This is a genomic window from Streptomyces sp. NPDC059850 (assembly GCF_042731515.1).
Taxonomy (GTDB): Bacteria; Actinomycetota; Actinomycetes; order Streptomycetales; family Streptomycetaceae; genus Streptomyces.
In genome coordinates this window covers 77,977-97,004 of the sequence record NZ_JBHWJI010000002.1, presented here as the reverse complement: position 1 = coordinate 97,004, position 19,028 = coordinate 77,977, and the positions used below count along the sequence as shown (strand labels likewise).

Annotated in this window: 11 protein-coding genes, 1 tRNA gene, 1 other RNA gene and 1 pseudogene; 7 read left to right on the top strand and 7 right to left on the bottom strand. The window is 73.0% G+C overall.

Features of this window, described 5'->3' with window-relative positions; all coding sequences use genetic code 11:
* Positions 1–3: 3 nt before the first annotated feature.
* Both ACFV9T_RS02350 and ffs read right to left on the bottom strand, forming a co-directional pair.
* The gene (locus ACFV9T_RS02350) at positions 4–2,511 is read right to left on the bottom strand and encodes a DNA polymerase III subunit gamma and tau (RefSeq protein ID WP_385436210.1); all 2,508 of its coding nucleotides are present in this window, start codon (positions 2,509–2,511) and stop codon (positions 4–6) included.
* 72 nt (positions 2,512–2,583) lie between these two features.
* Positions 2,584–2,678: signal recognition particle sRNA small type (gene ffs / locus ACFV9T_RS02345), an RNA gene on the bottom strand.
* A gap of 74 nt (positions 2,679–2,752) precedes the next feature.
* Here ffs and ACFV9T_RS02340 point away from each other — a divergent pair.
* Both ACFV9T_RS02340 and ACFV9T_RS02335 read left to right on the top strand, forming a co-directional pair.
* Positions 2,753–2,837, top strand: a tRNA-Ser gene (locus ACFV9T_RS02340).
* A gap of 166 nt (positions 2,838–3,003) precedes the next feature.
* Positions 3,004–4,350 carry a sensor histidine kinase gene (locus ACFV9T_RS02335; RefSeq protein ID WP_385436209.1) on the top strand — a complete coding sequence of 449 codons (1,347 nt, stop codon included), beginning with the start codon at positions 3,004–3,006 and terminating at the stop codon, positions 4,348–4,350.
* 9 nt (positions 4,351–4,359) lie between these two features.
* On the opposite strand, the pseudogene ACFV9T_RS02330 reads toward ACFV9T_RS02335, so the two are convergent.
* Positions 4,360–5,004 (bottom strand): annotated as a pseudogene (locus ACFV9T_RS02330) (response regulator).
* A 205-nt stretch (positions 5,005–5,209) separates the two neighbouring features.
* Between ACFV9T_RS02330 and ACFV9T_RS02325 the strand changes: the two are divergent.
* Positions 5,210–5,977: a S1 family peptidase gene (locus ACFV9T_RS02325; protein ID WP_385436208.1), complete on the top strand. Its 768-nt coding sequence runs from the start codon at positions 5,210–5,212 to the stop codon at positions 5,975–5,977.
* Between the two features lie 396 nt (positions 5,978–6,373).
* Here ACFV9T_RS02325 and ACFV9T_RS02320 read toward each other — a convergent pair whose 3' ends face one another.
* A complete protein-coding gene (locus tag ACFV9T_RS02320; protein WP_385436207.1) occupies positions 6,374–7,789 on the bottom strand; it encodes an MFS transporter in 1,416 nt (471 codons plus the stop codon).
* Between the two features lie 68 nt (positions 7,790–7,857).
* Here ACFV9T_RS02320 and ACFV9T_RS02315 point away from each other — a divergent pair, with 68 nt between their 5' ends.
* A complete protein-coding gene (locus tag ACFV9T_RS02315) occupies positions 7,858–8,508 on the top strand; it encodes a TetR-like C-terminal domain-containing protein (RefSeq protein ID WP_385436206.1) in 651 nt (216 codons plus the stop codon).
* Between the two features lie 16 nt (positions 8,509–8,524).
* Here the strand turns inward: ACFV9T_RS02315 and ACFV9T_RS02310 are convergent, their stop codons facing one another.
* Complete coding sequence (locus ACFV9T_RS02310; protein WP_385436205.1) at positions 8,525–9,619, bottom strand: magnesium and cobalt transport protein CorA; 1,095 nt, start codon at positions 9,617–9,619, stop codon at positions 8,525–8,527.
* A gap of 178 nt (positions 9,620–9,797) precedes the next feature.
* Here ACFV9T_RS02310 and ACFV9T_RS02305 point away from each other — a divergent pair, with 178 nt between their 5' ends.
* Together ACFV9T_RS02305 and ACFV9T_RS02300 are read left to right on the top strand one after the other, a co-directional pair.
* A complete protein-coding gene (locus ACFV9T_RS02305) occupies positions 9,798–10,421 on the top strand; it encodes a dihydrofolate reductase family protein (protein ID WP_385436204.1) in 624 nt (207 codons plus the stop codon).
* A gap of 392 nt (positions 10,422–10,813) precedes the next feature.
* Positions 10,814–14,155 carry an ATP-binding protein gene (locus ACFV9T_RS02300; RefSeq protein WP_385436203.1) on the top strand — a complete coding sequence of 1,114 codons (3,342 nt, stop codon included), beginning with the start codon at positions 10,814–10,816 and terminating at the stop codon, positions 14,153–14,155.
* A gap of 753 nt (positions 14,156–14,908) precedes the next feature.
* On the opposite strand, the gene ACFV9T_RS02295 is transcribed toward ACFV9T_RS02300, so the two are convergent.
* Positions 14,909–16,186, bottom strand: a complete 1,278-nt coding sequence (locus ACFV9T_RS02295; protein WP_385436202.1) for a cytochrome P450 — start codon at positions 16,184–16,186, stop codon at positions 14,909–14,911.
* A 97-nt stretch (positions 16,187–16,283) separates the two neighbouring features.
* Complete coding sequence (locus ACFV9T_RS02290) at positions 16,284–17,264, bottom strand: superoxide dismutase (RefSeq protein ID WP_385436201.1); 981 nt, start codon at positions 17,262–17,264, stop codon at positions 16,284–16,286.
* 204 nt (positions 17,265–17,468) lie between these two features.
* Between ACFV9T_RS02290 and ACFV9T_RS02285 the strand changes: the two genes are divergently transcribed.
* Entirely contained in the window at positions 17,469–19,016 is a 1,548-nt protein-coding gene (locus ACFV9T_RS02285; RefSeq protein WP_385436200.1) for a subtype B tannase, read from the top strand.
* The last annotated feature ends 12 nt before the right edge of the window (positions 19,017–19,028 follow it).

The window sequence follows — 19,028 nt, the reverse complement described above, 5'->3', positions numbered from 1 at the left end:
GGCCTACTCGTTCGCGATCTCCTCGATGACCGTGGCGCCCAGCTCGCGCACGATGAGGTCATGCCCGCTCAGCGCGGTCTCGTCGAGATCCGGGTCGTCCTCGGCGGGCATGTCCTCCTCCGGCGAGATGGGCGGAGGCTCGGGCTCCCGGTACTCCCGGTACGCGGACGCCTCGGCGGGCGGCCCCGCGTCGGCGGGCGCGGGCGCCGGGGCCGGGGCCGACGGTGCGGTGGGGGCGGACGGGGGCGCGGAGGCGGGCGGCCGGGGCGGGGCGGGCTGGCCGCCGCCCGCGCTGGCGCCGCCGCCTGTGCCTGCGCCGCCGCCTGCTCCCCCGCCTGCGCCTCCGCCTCCGCCGAAGAAGCTGCTGCTGCCGCCGCCTCCGCTTCCGCCACCGCCGAAGCCGCCGGGACCGCCGGACGCTCCCGGCCCGGGCCCGCCCGGACCGCCGCCCGGACCGCCCTGTCCTCCGGAAGGATCGACGATCGCCTCGATGCGCCACTGCACACCGATCGCGTCGTTGAGGGCCTGCCGCAGGATGTCCTCACTACCGCCGTTGGCGAAGCTGTCACGGGCGCCCGCGTTGGGGAACCCGATCTGGAGGGTGGTGCCGTCGAAGCCGGAGACCGTCGCGTTCTGGCTCAGCAGGATCCAGGTGAAGCGGCGGCGGTTCTTGACCGCCTCCAGGATGTCCGGCCACATCTGCCGCACCTGCTGGGCGCCCTGCGCCATGCCCGGTGTCGGCTGCGGCTGGCCGGGCCCACCGGCCGGACGCCCCTGCCCGGCCGCTGTCGGGGCCGGGGCCGGGGCGGGCGCGGCAGCCCCCGATCCCGGCGCGGAAGCCGAGGGCCAGGCCCCCGGCCGCTGTCCCCCGCCGCCGCCCGCAGCGGGCGCACCGCCGGGCTGCTGCCCGCCGCCGCCCGCACCGGGCTGAGTGCTCGCAGGCCAGGCCCCGGGCCGCTGCCCGCCGCCCGGCGCCGCCGCCTGCCCGGCAGCGCCGCCGCCTCCGCCTCCGCCTGCCGCAGGCCAGGCGCCGGGGCGCCGCGCGCCACTGTCCGCGCCGCCGTCGTCACCGGCCGGACCGCCGCCGGGCGCGGGCTCCGTGCCCCCGCCGGAAGCGTCGTACGCAGGCGCCGCAGCGCCACCGGCACCGGCGGGCGGCCCCTCGTCCGGCGCGCTGGGCTGTGCCACAGGGGCTCCCGCGTCCGGCCCACGACCGCCGGACATCGCCGCACGGGCGGCCGCCGGACCGGCGGGCCCGGCCGGTACGTGGGCGTCGGGCCCCGGTACGTACCCCACAGCAGGCCCGGCGGGCCCACCAGCGACACCGCCGCCACCGCCCAGGCCGCCGGCCAGGGCACCCCGCTCCAGCCGCTCCAGCCGCGACTGGACGGACCGTTCGTCGTCGAAGGCGGCGGGCAGCAGCACCCGCGCGCAGATCAGCTCCAGCTGCAGCCGGGGCGAGGTGGCGCCGCGCATCTCCGTCAGCCCCGTGTTGACGAGATCGGCCGCCCGGCTCAGCTCGGCCCCGCCGAAGACCGACGCCTGCGCCTGCATCCGCTCGACCACATCGGCCGGGGCGTCGATGAGCCCCTTGTCCGCCGCGTCCGGCACGGCGGCGAGGATCACCAGGTCACGCAGCCGCTCCAGCAGGTCGGCGACGAAGCGCCGGGGATCGTTGCCGCCCTCGATCACCGTGTTCACGACCTCGAAGGCCGCCGCGCCGTCCGTCGCCGCGAACGCCTCCACGATCGCGTCGAGCAGCGAGCCGTCCGTATAACCGAGCAGCGAGGTGGCCATGGCGTACGTCACGCCGTCGTCGCTCGCGCCCGCGAGCAGCTGGTCCATGACCGACATCGAGTCCCGGACGGACCCGGCGCCCGCCCGCACCACCAGCGGCAGCACCCCGTCCTCGACCGGAATGTCCTCGCGCCCGCAGACCTCGCCCAGATAGTCGCGAAGCGTCCCCGGGGGCACCAGCCGGAACGGATAGTGGTGGGTACGCGACCGGATCGTGCCGATGACCTTCTCGGGCTCGGTGGTCGCGAAGATGAACTTCAGATGCTCCGGCGGCTCCTCGACCACCTTCAGCAGGGCGTTGAACCCCGCCGAGGTGACCATGTGGGCCTCGTCGATGATGTAGATCTTGTAGCGGCTCGACGCGGGCCCGAAGAAGGCCTTCTCCCGCAGCTCCCGCGCGTCGTCCACACCACCGTGCGACGCGGCGTCGATCTCGATGACATCGATCGACCCGGGCCCGTTCCGCGCGAGGTCCTGGCAGGACTGACACTCCCCGCACGGCGCCGGGGTGGGACCCTTCTCACAGTTCAGACAGCGGGCCAGGATGCGCGCACTGGTCGTCTTGCCACAGCCGCGCGGACCACTGAACAGATACGCGTGGTTGACCCGGTTGTTGCGCAGCGCCTGCTGCAAGGGATCGGTGACATGCTCCTGCCCGATGACCTCCGCGAAGGTCTCGGGGCGGTAGCGGCGGTACAGCGCGAGGGACGACACGCTTACGACGATATCGGGGCCCACCGACATCCGGACGCCGCCCGGGTCCCCGCCCGCAACGCCCCCACAAACGAAAGGGCCCCCCACGCACCCGCCAGAGCCCACTTACCCTTGCTGCCTTCCGGCCCTGGGGGAGTTCGGTGAGATAGCGCCACGTGAGGGGCTGGCCCCCACCCTAGCGGATAGACCGGGGTGGGAACGAGTTCGCGAGCACTCCCGATCGTCTTGTAGAGTCTCCAGCGGAGGATTCGCCTAGAGGCCTAGGGCGCACGCTTGGAAAGCGTGTTGGGGGCAACCCCTCACGAGTTCGAATCTCGTATCCTCCGCCGTGCCTTCACCGGGCACAATGTCGAAGGGCCCCACCGTTCGCGGTGGGGCCCTTCGGCGTTCGTGGTCGCGGTTGGCGCCGGGGCCTGCGGGCCGTCGTCGCAGTGGGCACCGGCTGAGTGCCCGCCGGGTCCGGTGCCCGGTGCTGCCTTCTATCCTCGCCGGGTGAGTACCACCAGCCACATCCGCCGGCTCGGGAACACGCTGCGCGGCTGGGCGTTTCTGCCTCCCGGCGACGGGGGCACGGAGCAGAGCCTCGCGGCGCGGCCCGTACCGCGCTCGCCCCTCCTGCCGGCGCGTGCCGTGGACTTGGGGCTGACGGTCGTCGCGTTGCTGCTCGCGGTGGGGAACAGTTTCCAGAACCCCTACCTGGGACCGGCCGTTCCCTGGGCGAACCTGGTGATCTCCGCGGTGAGCGCTCTACCGCTGCTCGTACGGCGCCGGGCCCCCGAACTGGTACTCGCCGCCGGACTGCTGGCCAAGGTCCTTCAGGTCTCGCCTTTCGTATCGCCCCTCGCCTACTACGCGGAGGGCGCCTATCGCGGCCCGCACAGCCGCCGGATCGCCTGGGCCTCGGCCGGTGTCGGGCTGGTGGCCCTCGCGCCCTGGAACGCGGCAGCGTGGTCCAGCTTCCGGACCGTGGTGACCTGGTTCGCGGTGAACTTCGTCTTCTCCTGTCTGGTGCCGCTGCTGCTGGGGCTCTACGTGGGTCAACGGCGCGCCGTCGTCGCCGGTCTCGTCGAACGGGCGGAGCGCGCCGAGCGGGAACAGCGGCTCGTCGCCGAGGCCGTGCGGGAAGAGGAGCGCCGGCGCATCGCCGGAGAGATGCACGACGTGGTCTCCCACCAGGTGAGTCTGATCGTCGTACACGCCAACGCGCTCAGCGTCGTCGCCCACGACCCGGAGATGACGGGCGAGACGGCGCAGATCATCCGGACGGCCGGTCAGCGCGCGCTCACCGAACTCCGCGAGATGCTGGGGCTCCTCAGAAACCGCCCGGCCGGTGGCCCGGCCGGTGCCCCGGACACCGGGGCCGGGGAGCCGCCCGTCCCCGGTGCGGCTGTCCCCGGCGCGGCCGTCGACCGGATCGCCGAGCTGGCCGACGGCTCCCGGACCGCCGGGCTGCCCGTCACCGTGATCGTCGAGGGCGCGCCGCAGCCGCTGGCAGAGCCGGTCGAGCGTGCCGCACACCGGGTCGTACAGGAGGCTCTGACCAACGTGCACAAGCACGCCCCGGGCGCCACGACGCAGATCCACCTCGCGTTCGGCCCGCGAACCGTGCGCGTACGGATCGTCAACGGCCCGCCCGAGAAGTCCGCCGAACCGACTGCCGACGGCGGGCCTCTGCTGCCCAGCGGGGGACACGGGCTGATCGGTCTGACGGAGCGGGTCCGGCTGGCCGGCGGCACCATCGGGTCCGGGCCCACCGGTGACGGCGGCTTCCGGATCGATGCCGCGCTGCCCCCGTCGGTGACCGGAGCGCCCACAACCGGAGCGCCCGCAACCGGATGAGTCAGGCGTTCAGGTCAGTCCGGCGTCGTGGGCGATGAGCGCGACCTGGGTGCGGTTGGCGGCGTCGAGCTTGGTCATGATCCGGCTGAGATGGACCTTGACCGTGGACTGGCTCACGAACAGCTCGGTGGCGATGCGGGAGTTGCTGTGGCCTTGGGCGACCGCCACGGCGACCTCGCGCTAGCGGGCGGTCAGCTCCGCCATCCGCGAGCGCGCTTGCGGGGCGACCGCGCCCGTAGCGAAGGCGGCCAGCAGCTTGGTGGTGATGCGCGGTGAGAGCATCGCCTCGCCGCGCGCGAGGACCCGTACCGCGTCGGCCAGTTCGCGCGGCGAGGTGTCTTTGAGCAGGAACCCGGCCGCGCCGTGCTGGAGTGCGGCGTAGACGTATTCGTCGACGTCGAACGTGGTGAGCACCCCGACGGCGGGAGGATCGGGCAGCGCGGCGAGCTGCCGGGCGACCTCCAGGCCGCCGACGCGGGGCATCTGGATGTCGGTGAGCACGACGTCCGGGCGGTGCCTGGCCACCAGCTCCACCGCCACCGAGCCGTCATCGCCTTCGGCGACCACCTCGATGCCCGGGTCGGCGTCGAGGATCATCCGGATGCCCTTGCGCACCAACTCCTCGTCTTCGAGGAGGACCACCTTGACGGTCACTCACGCCACCACCTCGTCCGCGTACGGGCAACATCGCCTGCACACACGGTATCCGCCGTCACCTCGCGGTCGTCCCACGGCACGATCCAGGCCGACGTGCCGTACGACTTTCGGGCACGTCGACCCGAGCGGAAAGAGTGACGCGCCGCGGGTGCCGACCGGGACAGGCTGGACACCAAATCCTCAACGAGACACAGGAGGACAGATGGCCAAGCGCGGCAAGCGCGGCAAGGCGGCACTGTGCGCGGTGGCGGGGGCGATCACGCTCACCATGGCAGTGACACCATCGGCATCAGCGATCATCGGGGGGCGCGAAGCCACCTCTCCGTACCCGTTCATGGTGAGCGTGCAGAAGGACGGCCACCACTACTGCGGAGCCTCCCTGATCAAGCCGGACTGGATCGTGACCGCCGGGCACTGCGCGGTGAACGTCAAGCCCCAGCAGCTTTCCGTGCGGGTCGGCGACCACGATCGCACGAAGGGTGCGACAGCGAAGGTCACCAAGGTCATCGCCCACCCGGACTTCTCCTACGAGCCGTTCCGCAACGACGTGGCCGTCATGAAGCTGGACCACCCCGTGGACGCGAAGCCCATCAAGCTGGCCGCAAAATCCGCGCCCACGGATACCGACACGCGAATCCTCGGCTGGGGAATGACCTGCGAGGACGGCAGCGAGTGCCCGGACCCCCCGATGCGTCTGCAGGAGCTGGACACCAAGATCGTCTCCGACGACCGGTGCAGCGAGAACTACAACGCGGACAACGAGCTGTGCACCGACAGCCCCACCAAGAACGCACAGGCGTGCATTCTCGACTCCGGCGGGCCGCAGATCACCGGCCGTCCCGGACGGTGGGAACTGATCGGGGCGACCAGCCGCGACGGCGACGCCGATCCGAAGTGTGCCACCGGCCCCGGCATCTACACCGACCTGACGGCCCACCGCGAATGGATCGAGCGGGCCACCGCGAAGTGATCCGCGACGGCTCCGTCCGCTACGGGCCCTTCGACATCGTGTTCTTCCTCGGCTCGGTCAAGTGGCTGGAGAACTCCACGTTCGACAGCCACGACCTGGCCGCACTGCGACGGACGACGGCAGTACGGGGTTGGCCTCGCGGCCGAGCCAATTGCCCGGGTGAGGCTGGTTGGTGGTCACCACGAGCGTCGTGCCTGGGTGGTCCGCGTGCTCGACCGCGTATGTGCACGCGGACCACGCCAGGCCCTGGCAGTACGTTGGCCTGCGCCACAGCCGCCAGCGGTAGGCCGTTCCGTCGACGACGAGGCGCCGGGCGCCCTTGCGGTTCAGTGTCATGGCGCCCCCGTCTCCCCGTTCAACCCGTTCAACCCGCTCAGGGCGGATCAGGCTAGACGGTCAGGGCCTGGGCCTGATGCGGTGGGCCGTCGCGGCGGCTGTGGCGGCCAGGGCCAGGGTGAGGGCGAAGGTGGCTGTCAGGGCTGTGGTGGTGGGGGCTTCGTGGGCGTGGGACAGGGCTATGGCCGCGCCGCCGAGGCCGCTGAGGACGGCGGTGGCCAGGGTCTGGGCGAGTTGCATCGCGCCGCTCGCCTCGCCCTGCCGGTCGGCGGGTGCCTGCTCCATGGCGTCGGTGGTCGCGGCGTTGAAGGCGATGCCCATGCCGACGCCGCCGACGGACCAGCCGATCACGGCGACCAGGGCGGGCACCGCGTCGATCAGGATGCCCGCGGCGATGATCGCGACGCCCGCGGCCAGGACCGCGCTGCCGATGGCGATCGGCAGCGCCCGGGAGCGCCCGCTCCAGCGGTCGTCCGCCCGGCCCTGCCAGGCCGCGCCGAGCACCCAGGCGATGGCCCCGGCGGACAGGCCGAGGCCCGCCTCGGTGGTGCTCAGGCCGCGCAGTTCGGTGAGGCCGAGGGGCAGGAACGCCTCGCTGCCGAAGTACGCGCCGCACAGCAGGAAGCGGATCAGCACGCCGGTCGGTACGCCGCGCCTGCCGCGCAACGTCCCCGTCGGCAGCACGGTACGCAGGCCCAGCACCGCGGCCACGGCGCCGAGCAGCGCGAGCGGCAGCAGCAGGGCGAGGTTGGTGAACTGCAGGCCGCCGAGCAACACAGCGGTGCCCGCGCTGACCAGGATTCCGCGGGCCACCGGGCCGCGCCACCACACCCCGCGAGCCGGGACGGCGGGCGGGTTCGGGTGGCCGCGGCGCGCCAGCGGGGGCACCGCCATGGCCCAGGCGAGCGCGATCAGCGGCAGGAGCAGGACGAACACACCGCGCCAGTGGAGGTGTTCGGCGATCAGCCCGGCGACGGCCGGACCGGCGAGCGAGGGGACCGTCCAGGCGCCGGAGACCAGCGCGAACATCCGGGCCCTGAGGTGTTCCGCGTAGTGCAGGCCGATGACGGTGTACGCCAGGGCCATCACGGCGCCGACGCCGAGGCCCTGTACGAAGCGCCCGGCGAGGAAGACCGGCCAGTTCGGCGCGGCCCCGGCCAGGGCGCAACCGACCGCGAAGACGGCCAGGCCGACGCCGAGGGGCCTGGCCGGGCCACGGCGGTCGGCGGAGCGGCCCGCGGCGACGGTGCCGATCAGGTTGGCGAGCATCAGCGCGGAGAAGCCCCAGCCGTAGGCGTTGAGGCCGCCCAGCTTGCCCGCGATCTCCGGGAGCACCGTGGCCACGCCCATCGACTCGAAGGCCACCAGGCCGACCGAGAGGACGATTCCCCAGGTCAGGGCCGTGTATGGGGGCTGGAAGACACTCTGCGCCCGGGCCGGGTCCAGTGGTTCTGCGGCCAGTTCCCGCCGTGGCATAAGGGCCTCCGCTAATTTCATTACGTTACGGAACGGAACGAAAATGCATGCTACCTATACTGGGCGCCATGGCAAACCCCGGCAGCACCTCCGCCCGCACCGCCGAGCCCAGGGCGGCAGGGCGGCCTCGGGACGCGCGGCTCGACGGCGCGATCCTGACCGCCACCCGGGAGGTGCTCGCGGAGGTCGGCTACCCCGGTCTCACGCTGGAGGGGGTCGCCGCCCGGGCGGGGACCACCAAACCGGCCATCCGGCGCCGCTGGGCGTCACGGCAGCTGCTGGTCATCACGGCCCTGGGCGAGATCATGGGCACCGCCCCCACCCCCGACACCGGGTGCACCCACTGCGACCTGATCCTGGGCATCGAGACCATCGGCCAGGCCTTCGGGGGCGCCTTCGGCCGCCGTACGCTGCCCGCGCTGATCGCGGACCTGGCCGGTGACCCCGAGCTGGACCGGGTCTTCGCCGAGACGATCTTCCACCCCCGGCGGGCCACCACCAAGGCGGCGCTGCTCCGCGGCATCGAACGCGGTGACCTCCGCGCGGACGCCGACCTCGACCTGCTGCTCGACCTGCTGGCCGCCACCACGTACCACCGGGTGCTGTTCGGCCATGCGCCGATCGACGACCGGCTGGCGCACGACGTGGTGATGACCGTCCTCGACGGCGCCGCGACGCCGCGCTGGCGCGAGCACTACCGACAGCGCCACGACGGGTGACGACGGGTGACAGCGGCTAGAGCCAGCCGTTGCGGCGGAAGCCCCGGTGGATGCCGAAACACGCGGTGACGATCACGATCAGGACCAACGGGTAGCCGAAGCGCCACCGCAGCTCCGGCATGTGGTCGAAATTCATCCCGTACACGCCGCACACCATCGTCGGCACGGCGATGATCGCCGCCCAGGCGGTGATCTTGCGCATGTCCTCGTTCTGGGCGACGGTCACCTGGGCGAGGTGGGCCTGGAGTATGGAGTTCAGCAGGTCGTCGAAGGCCGCGATCTGGTCGGTGACCCGGTCCAGGTGGTCGGCGACGTCCCGGAAGTACTTCTGGATGTCGACGTCGACCGCCGGGAGGCGCTGCGTGGAGAGCCGCTCCATCGGGCGGTCCAGGGGCGCCACGGCGCGCTTCAGCTCCAGCAGCTCGCGCTTGAGCTGGTAGATCCGGCCCGGATCGGCCCGGTACGAGGGCTCGCGGGCGAAGACGTCGGTCTCGACCTGGTCGATGTCGTCCTGCACCGCGTCGGCGACCGCGAGGTAGTCCTCGACCACGTGGTCGGCGATGGCGTGCAGCACCGCCGAGGGGCCCTTGGCCAGCTGGGCCGGGTCGGCCTCCAGCTCCTCGCGCAGCGGGCCGAGCGATCCGTGGCGGCCGTGCCGTACGGTGACCACGAAATCGGGCCCGGTGAAGATCATGACCTCGCCGGTGTCCACGACCTCACTCGTCGTGGTCAGCTCGTCGTGATCGACGTACCGGACCGTCTTGAAGACGGTGAACAGCGTGTCGCCGTACGTCTCCAGCTTCGGCCGCTGATGCGCCTGGACGGCGTCCTCGACGGCCAGCGGGTGGAGGGCGAACAGCTCGGCGATCCCGGAGAACTCCCGCTCGGTGGGTTCGTGCAGCCCGATCCACACGAAGCCGCGCCCCGCCCGCCGCACCCGCTCGATCGCCTCGTCGGCCGGACAGTCGCCGGGCTGGCGCTTGCCGTCGACGTACGCCACGCAGTTGACGACCGACGTACCGAGCGGTGAGCGGGCGGGGTGGTTGAGATCGACGCGGCGGCGCCGACGGGCCAGGCGCGCCACTTTCCGGAGGTTGCCGACCATCGACATGCGGTACTCCTTCGGCTGAGCTGCGACCGGCGCCTACCCCCCTCGCGAGGGGACGCGCCGGCTGCGACCACAGCGTACGTCCCGGCTTCCGTGTCGCCAGGGCCCCACCGATGAGTTTGTGCGGGGTCCGCGGTCTGAGAGGAGGAAGGGTCATCCGTACCGCTCGTGGAGGGGCATCATGAGGAAGATCGTCGCCAGCCTGCTCATCTCGCTCGACGGCGTCGTTGAGGCGCCCGATCAGTGGCACTTCCCCTACTTCAACGACGAAATGGGTGCCGCCGTCGACGCGACCTTCAGCGCGGCCGACACCCTCCTCCTGGGGCGCGAGACGTACGAGGGCTTCGCCGGAGCGTGGCCGGAGCGGGAGGCCGCCGGGGGCGAGGACGCCGACTTCGCGAGAAAGCTCGGCGACGCCCGCAAGATCGTCGTGTCGCGTCAGGATCTGTCGCTCACGTGGCGGAACTCCGAGCAGATCAAGGGCGGGCTGGTGGACGCCGTCACCGCGCTGAAGAGCGAACCGGGCAAATCCGGCAAGGACATCGCGATGAGCGGCTCGGTCTCCGTCGTCCGGCAGCTGCTGGCCAACGGGCTGCTGGACGAGTTGCACCTGCTGGTGCACCCGATCGCCGTACGCAAGGGCATGCGGCTGTTCGACGAGGGCGAGACCACGCTCCCGCTGCGGCTGCTGTCCTCGGCAACGTTCCGCACCGGGGTGCTGCACCTGGTCTACGCCCCGGCCGAGGCGCCCGGGGACGCCACGTACGAGGACGCGAAGGCGCACCTGCCCCAGGGCGAGCAGTAGCGGCCGGGATCCGGCCTCAAAGGGGGGTGGATTCGGCCCCATGTGTCCGTGGTCGGTGTCAGCCATGCCGCTGCCTGGTGAGGCTTCACCGGAGACGGCATCGACCGGGCAAGGGGGAACCGTATGGGCAAGCAGGTGAAGTGCGGGTCGACCAAGACGGCTACGGGGAGGCCTTGCCAGAACCCCGCGATGATCGGTTACTCCCGCTGCCAGAAGCACCGGGGCGACTGGAGCAAACCGCAGAAGAAGAGGGGCAAGAGGCGCTGATCCCGCCCCCCTCGACCGGGTCCCGGGGTGATCACGCGCCTCGGGGCCCATGCGCGGGGGCCGCGCGGCGGAGGCGCGAGCGCCGGGCGGGCCTGCCGCGCCGCCGTTCTCGCTAACCTGCCCCGGTGACCATCGAGTTGACCGTCCTGTCGACGGTTTCGTATCGCGGGGAGGTGATCACCGCCCCGCGGCTGCGCGGGCTGCTCGCGCTGCTCGCCGGTGATCTGCGGACCGGGTGCAGCACCGGGCGGCTGGTCGACGGGCTGTGGCCGGAGCCGGACGAGCAGCCGGAGAATCCCGTCAAGGCGGTGCAGATCCTGGTCTCGCGGCTGCGGTCGCGGCTCGGGGCCGAGGTGGTGGTCAGCACGCCCAGTGGGTACCGGCTGGGGCTCGGTGAGGAGCGGGTGGACGCCTCGGCCGTTCTGCTGCATGCCGCCGCGTGCGCGGAGAAGGCACGGGCCGGGGACCACGCGGGGGCGCTCGCCGAGGCCGAGGAGGGGCTGACCCTGTGGGATGGGGTCGGGGGCGGGGACGCGGAGGCGGTGTTCGGCGATCCGGTGGCGGCGCTGCGGGCCGAGCGGGCGGCGGCACACCTGACCCTCGTACGGGGGCGAGCGCTGGGCCTGGCCCGCACCGGGGCCCGGGAGGCGGCCGCCGAGCCGCTGGCGGAGCTGGTGCGGGAGTTCCCGAGGGACGAGGAACTGCTACTGGAGCTGGTGCGTTGCGAGGCCGCGACCGCTGGCACGGCTGCGGCCCTGGCGACGTACGAGCGCTACCGGCGGCGGCTGCGCGACGAACTGGGCGCCGACCCGGGCCCGGGGTTGCGCGCCCTGCACGGGGAGCTGTTACGGGGCGAGGCGCCGGTGGTGCGGCGCGGGGTGCCGCACGAGCCGAACGCGCTGCTCGGCCGGGACGGCGACATCGCGGCCGTGGCCGGTCTGCTGCGGTCGTCACGGGTCACGTCGATCGTGGGCCCCGGCGGCCTCGGCAAAACCCGGCTGGCGGCGGCGGTGGCGCGGGCGGCCGAGCAACGGGTGGTGCACCTGGTGCCGCTGGCGGGTGTGACGAGGGATGAGGACGTGGTGTCCGAGGTCGCCTCCGCGGTGGGTGCGGGGGATGCGTGGCGACCGTCGGGTGGCGGGTTCGCGGCTGCGGTGGAGGGTGGCGGCGGCACTTCGCCGGTGGCGGGCGGTGGAGGTGCTGGCCCGGCGACGGGTAGCGGCAGTGCTGCCCCGGTGGCGGGCAGCGGCAGCGCTCCCCTGGCAGCAGGTGGCGACGGTGCTCCCCCGGCCGCGGGTGGCGGTGTTGCCCCGGCGGTACGTGGCGGGGGTGTTGCCTCGGATGAGGTGCTGGGTGGGGTTGTCGGGGTGCTGGGGGTGGGGCCGGGGCTGTTGGTGCTCGACAACTGTGAGCAGGTGGTGGGCGGCGTCGCCGAGCTGGTGCGGGGGCTGGTGGCGGCGACCCGGGATCTGCGGGTGCTCACCACGAGCCGTACGCCGCTCGGCATCGCCTCCGAATCCGTCTATCTCCTGCCGGAGTTGGACCCCACGACCACGGTCGAGCTGTTCGAGCAGCGGGCGAGGGCGGCGCGGCCGGATGTCGAGCTGCCCGCCGAGGCCGTCGCCGGGCTCTGCCGCCGTCTCGACGGGCTGCCGCTCGCCGTCGAGCTGGCCGCGGCACGGGTGCGGGTGCTGTCGGTGGGGGAGATCGCCCGGCGGCTGGAGGACCGGTTCGCGTTGCTGCGGGGCGGCTCGCGGGACGCGCCGCAGCGGCACCGCACCCTGCGCGCGGTGGTCGACTGGAGCTGGAACCTGCTCGCACCGGACGGGCAGGCGGCCCTGCGGGCGCTGTCCGTGTTCCCGGATGGGTTCACGGGCGACGCGGCCGAACACCTCGTAGGGCACCTCGTAGGGCACGAGGCGCTGGAGGTCCTGGAGGATCTCGTCGGGCAGTCGCTGCTCAAGGTGACGGACACCCCGTCGGGCGGCGTCCGGTTCCGGATGCTGGAGACCGTACGGGAGTTCAGCGCCGCGCACCGGGCGGAGGCGGGCGAGGACGAGCAGGTCACGGCGCGTTTCCTCGCCTGGGCACGACACTTCGGTATGGCGCACCACGACGCGCCCTTCGGCCCGGACGCCGTCGCCGCCTGGCAGCGGATACGGGCCGAACAGGACAACCTGCTGCGGGCGCTGCGGATCGGGCTGGACACGCGCGACATGCCGACGGTCGTGGCGGCCGCGGCCGTCCTCGGCGCGCTGTGGGCCACCGAGGCCCACTACACCCGGCTCAACGCGCTGGCCGAGGACACCGGCCCGCTGCTGTCCCGCTACCGGCCGGAGCCCGATGGCGTCGAGCCGGTCCGTACGCTCGCGACGCTGGTGAGCGTCAACGCGTTCCTCGGAGCGGCGGGTTCGGGCGCGCCGCGCTTCCTCCTCGTCCTGCGACGGCTGCCCCCGGCCGCGCCGTCCACCCTGATCGGCGCGCTGGCCACGGTGCTCGGCCGGATGCCCGAGGTGCTGGGGCCGGACCGTACGGTCCTGGAGCGGCTGTGCGCGAGCGACGAACCGCTGGTGGCGGGGGTCGCGGAGGGGGTGGCGGGCTATCTGTGGGAGAGCGAGAACGAGCCGGAACGGGCCATGGCCGCCGCCCGCCGGATGCTCGGCGCGTTCGAGGGACGGCGCGTGCGGCGCGTGCGGCCCGTGCCGTGGCTGGCGGTCATGGCTCATTCGCGGCTGAGCGAGCTGTGCCTGCACGCCGAGCGCGGCGCGGAGGCGCGGGTCCACATGGCGGAGGCCATGCGGGTCATGGACGAACTCGGCGACTGGAACGACATGCTCGGCCTGCGCTGGGGCATGGTGCTGGCCAACCTCCAGACCGGCGACCTCGACGCGGCCGAGCGCTGGCTGGAACAGGCGGTGCTGCACCGGCCGGAGGAGGCCGTGGCCCTGCTCACGCCCGACCTCGGGGCACGCGCGGAGATCGCCCTCGCGCGGGGTGAGACGGAGCGGGGTCTGGCGTTGTGGCGGCGGGCCACGGGCGCGCTGGAGGCCGACGGCGGCCAGGTGCTGGATCCCTGGGCGTTGGAGATCCATGCGGTGTCGGTGGCCGCCCACGCGCAGCACGGGCGCCTCGGCCTCGTGACGGAGCGGACGGCGGCGCTCGCGGAGCGGCTGGCGGCGCTCCTGGGCGCGCGGGCGGACTTTCCGGTCTGCGGGGTGCTGCTGCTGGCCCTGGGGTACGTCGACCTGGCGGCGGGGCGGTGCGGAACGGGCGTACGGCTGATCGCGCTGGCGGAGCGGTTCCGGTGTCTGCGGAGCTTCCAGCCGACGACGGCGTCGGCCCGTTCGCGGAGCGCGGCGGAGGCCGCCGACGGGGCGGCGTACGAGGAGGCGGTGTCGGCGTACGCCACCCTGAGCCGGGACGAACTCCCGGACGCGGCGCTCACGTTGCTGAAGCTCCGCGCCTGAGCGACCGAGGGCGGTGCCGGTGATTTCCGGTGGCCGGTGGCCGGTGGCTTCCAGTAGCCGCGGGCCAGGCGCAGCACTTCCAGCCGACGATGGCGTCGCCCCGTTCCCGACGCGCGCCGTACGAACGACGCGGTGTCGGCGTACGCCACCGTGAGGCGGAACGAACTCCCCCGTGGGGCTGCCGCGTTGCCGAGACTCCGCACCTGAGCCGGGACGCGTGAGCCGCGATCCGGTGGCGGTGGCCGAGCCCCGGTGGCGGGGCCGGGTACCGGGGCGCCTGGGCTGGTGGGGCCCTGTCGGTGACCGCAGGCCGGTGGCTTCCGGTGCCCCGGGACCGGTGGCCGGGAGCCGGTGGCCAACGGGCCAGGGTCGGCAGCCGCGAGTGTTGGCCTCCGGTGACCGGGAGCCGAGGACCGGGGCCAGTGGCCAGGCCCCGGCGGCCAAAGGCTGATGACCGGTGACTGGACGCCAGAGCCGATGGCAGGGTCGGTGACCGGGAACCGATGGCCACAGGGCCGGAGTCAGTGGCCGCGAGCCGGTGGCTTCCAGAAACCGCAGGCCGGTTGGTCCCGGTGGCCCGGAGCCGGGGACCGGGGCGCCTGAGCCAGTGGCGGGGGCCGGTGGCTTCCGAGGGCCGGTGGCGGGAAGCCAGTGGCTGGTGGCGGGGGTGGCTGCGACCCCGTTGGCGGGTGGCGCATGGCCGGAGGTCGCAGGGCCGGGGGCAGGCCGCCGGGGGCCGTCCGCCGGGGCGGGTCATAGGTGGACGGGGAGGCGCAGCAGGTGGAAGCCGTCGCCCGGCCAGTGGGCGAACTCCAGGGCGGGGCGGGTCACGGCGAGTCGCAGGGTGGCGCGGCGGACGAAGAGGCGGTCGAGGACGACGGTGGTGATGAGGCGGCCGAGCGCGGCACCTATGCAGTAGTGGGCGCCGTGTCCGAAGGCCACGTGGCCGTCGCCTCGGCCGAACTCCCGGGAGATTTCCAGGTGTTCGGCCTCGGCGCCGAACTCCCCCGGGTCGTGGTCGGCGGCGAGCAGGGCCACCGTCACCGCCTCGCCCCTGCGCAGCGCGGTGCCCGCGAAGTCGAAGTCCTCGGTGGCGTAGAGGGTCGCGCCGACGCGGACGATGGAGACGTACCGCAGGAGTTCGGGGACGGCGCGCGGGAGGAGGGCGGGGTCGGCGTGCAGCCTGGCGGCCTGTTCGGGGTGGTCGAGCAGGGCGAGGGCGGCGTGGGCCAGGAAGAGCGCGGGCGGGGTGATCCCGGTGTTGATGAGCAGGAAGACGATGCCGATGAGGTCGTCCTCGGTGAGCGGGTCCTCGTCGTCGCGGGCGCCCTGGAGGAGGGCGGAGATCAGGTCCCCGGTGGGCTCGGCACGGCGGCGGGCGATGAGCTCCCTGGTGTGCTCGACGAGGGCGACGAGCGCCTCCCCGGCCCGGCTGCCGTCGCCGAAGGCGAAGTCCCGCATCCAGGAACACACCTGGTCGCGGTCGCGCTCGTCGACGCCGATCAGTTCGCAGATGACCTGGGTGGCGAGGGGGTAGGCGAACTCGCCCAGGAGGTCCGTACCGCCGCCGCTCGCGTCGGCCTCGGCGATCAGGGCGTCCGCCGTCCGCTCGACGAAGTCGCGCAGGGCCGCGATGCGGCGGGCAGTGAACGCGCGGGTCAGCGGAGCGCGGCGGCGGGCGTGCTCGTCGCCGTCGAAGAGGGCGAGGTGTCCGGCGAAGTACTTCACGTACTCGGCGGGGAGCCCGGCGGAGGCCGCCTCCATCAACTCGTCCTGGGCGTCGGACGCTTCGGCAGGCGGGCCGGGGATCCGTGTGCGGTCGCGGATCAGCCTCGGCTCGGTGAGCGCGGCCTTGACGTCGGCGTACCGGGTGACGAGCCGGACGGGGGTGTGGAGGCCGGGGAGGACCACGTGCGGGAGTTCGTCGCGGGTACGGAGGTCGGCGTAGCCGCGTACGGGGTCCTCGACCTGCTCGGGGGTGAGGTGGACGGGGTTCGTGAGGGTGGTGGCCGTTTCGTCTTGTGAGGTCATGCCTCAGAGAGTGCGGGCGGTCGGCTTCAGCCCGGCTTCATTCCGGTTCCAGCGCCGGGCCCGCGGGTTTCAGCGGGGGAAACCCGCGGGTGAGCGCTCAGAGGGAAACGGCGACCCCGTTGAACGTCGTCTCCGGCGTCTGCGGGCTGGTGAAGCGGGCGTTGACGAGGTACAGGCGGTCGCCCCAGCGGGCGGCGGTGGTGGGGACGTCGAAGCGGGGGTCGGTGATCGTACGGCGCAGGGTCGCGGAGCGGGCCCCGGCGTCGAGGTCGAACACGCTGATGAGGTTCTGCCGGTTCTGCACGACGTACAGGGTGCGGCCGATACGGACGAGGCCGTCGCCGCCCGCGACGTCACCCGCGCCGTGCAGCGCGATCCCGGTGGCGTAACCGGTCCTCAGGTCCACGCGGTAGAGCCTGCCGGGCTGGCTGCTGACGACGATCAGACCTCGGCCGTCGGGGGTGGCGACGATGCCGTTGGCGTTGTTCACCTCGGGCGTCTGCACCCAGTCGCCGGTGAGCGGCAGGGAGCGGATCTCGCCGTCGCGGCCGCGCGGTACGCCGTGGAGCACGCTGTCGCGGGAGTCGGTGAACCAGGCGCGGTCGCCGAGCAGGACGACGTCGTTGATGAAGTGGCCGGTGGGGTCGGTCAGTTGGTGCGTGGCGACGAGTCGTCCCGTGCGGGTGTCGACGATCCGCGCGGTGCCTCCGCCGCCTCCGGCGATGTAGAGCAGGCCGTCACGGTCGGCCTTCAGCCCGATGGCGGCCGTGCCGGTGGCGCCCTCATAGAGCGTCGCGCCCTCGCCGGTGCGCAGATCGGTGCGGTGGACGGCGCCGTTGGCGCGCGAGCCCATGTAGGCGTACGGCCTTCTGCCGATGGTGATCCCCTCGGGGAGGAAGCCGTCGGGCAGCGGGAACTCGGTCGGCCACGCGCCCGCCGGGGCCGCCAGGGTCGCCGGGGCGGCGGCGGAGGGGGCGGCGTGAGCCGGTGCGGTGGTGGCCGCCGTCACCGCGAGCGCGGCGAAGGCGCCACCGCCGAGGATGGCGCGCCGGGAGGGCTGAGATGGGTTCCGGGTCATGGTTCCGGGCCTCCGTGAAGGTGGGCGAACTCAGTGACTCAGTGCGTTCCGTTTCGCTCGTAACGAGGCGCCCCCGGCCGGAGTTCCCCCGGCTGTGCGTTGGCCATGAATGCCCCATGAATGCCGCGAAAATTGTTGACGATATTGCGGACGATCCATACGTTCACACACCGACGGGGTCACGGACAAGCGGCAGGACAGGAGATGTCAGTGAAGCGCAGGACCATGGTCATGGGAGGACTCGCCGCGGCCACCGCGGCGTCGACGGCGGGGGTCGGCGTCGGCGTCGCCGCCGCCCGCTCGCGGCAGCCCTCGGACGCGCTGGTCTCGGACGCGCTGGTCTTCGACAAGGACGCCTACACGGTCCTGACGACGACCATCGCCACGGCCGACGGCGACAAGGCCGTGACGTACCACTTCTACAAGGCCATCACGTACGTCGCGCGGCCGGTGGACGCGAAGTACCAGTGCCTGAACGTCAGCGTTCCCGTCGCCATCGACGGCACGGCGGTCGACGCCACCCGCGCGCCGATCCTCTTCGCCAACTCGGTGGGCGGCTACATGCCGTCGTCCGTGGCGGATGCCACCGGGGTCGGCGGTTCCCCGATGACCCCGCCCGGCGGTGGCGGTGGCGGTGGCGGTGGCGGGCAGGCCGCCATGGTCAGCAACGCCAAGCTGGCCGTGGCCGCCGGTTACGTCGTCGTGGAGCCGGGCGCCCGCGGCCGGACCCTCGTCGACGCGGACGGTACGTACTACGGCACGGCGCCCACCGCCATCGTGGACCTGAAGGCCGCGGTGCGGTACGTACGCTTCAACAAGGGCCGCATCCCCGGGAACACCGACCGGATCGTCTCCTCCGGAACCAGCGCCGGAGGCGCGCTGTCCGCCCTGCTCGGAGCGTCCGGCGACAGCCCCCTGTACGAGGCCCGCCTCAGGGAACTGGGTGCGGCCCCCGCGAGCGACGCCATCTTCGCGGGCGGCGCCTGGTGCCCCATCGCCGACCTCGAACACGCCGACATGGCGTACGAGTGGAACTGGGGCGGCAACGCGCTGAGTTCCGGCGACACGGTCGACCAGGCCATCTCCGGCCAACTGCGCTCCGCGTTCGCCGAATACCAGGCCTCCCTGAAGCTGAGGACCCCGCACGGCTCCGGCCCCCTCACCGCCCGCAACTACGACGCACACCTCGTGAAGACCTACCTCGAACCGGCCGCCACCACCTACCTCAAGGCCCTCCCGGCGTCCGACCGTTCGAGCTATCTGGCCAAGAACCCCTGGCTCACGTGGTCCGGCGACCGGGCCAGCTTCGCGTGGGCCGACTTCCTCACCCACGTCGGGGCCCGGAAGAAGAACACCCCGGCGTTCGACCCCTTCGACCTCTCCGCGCCCGAGAACAACCTGTTCGGGACGGGAACCACCAAGGCCCGCCACTTCACCCTCTACAGCCTGCGCCACGCCACCGGCAACGACAGCGCACGCCTCGACGGCGACCTGCCCCGCAAACTCGACCTGATGAACCCCATGTTCTTCATCCGCCACCGGAATCCCGGCCGGGCGAAGCACTGGTGGATCCGCGTCGGTACGAAGGACACCGACACCTCCCTCACCGTCGTCGGCAACCTCGCCGCCGGTCTGGAGAACCTGGGCGACGACGTCAACGCCCTCATGTACTGGGACGCCGGACACGGAGCCAACCAGGACGCGGCGGACTTCATGACCTGGATCGGCCGGGTGACCGGCTATACCACCTGACGGACAGGGCCC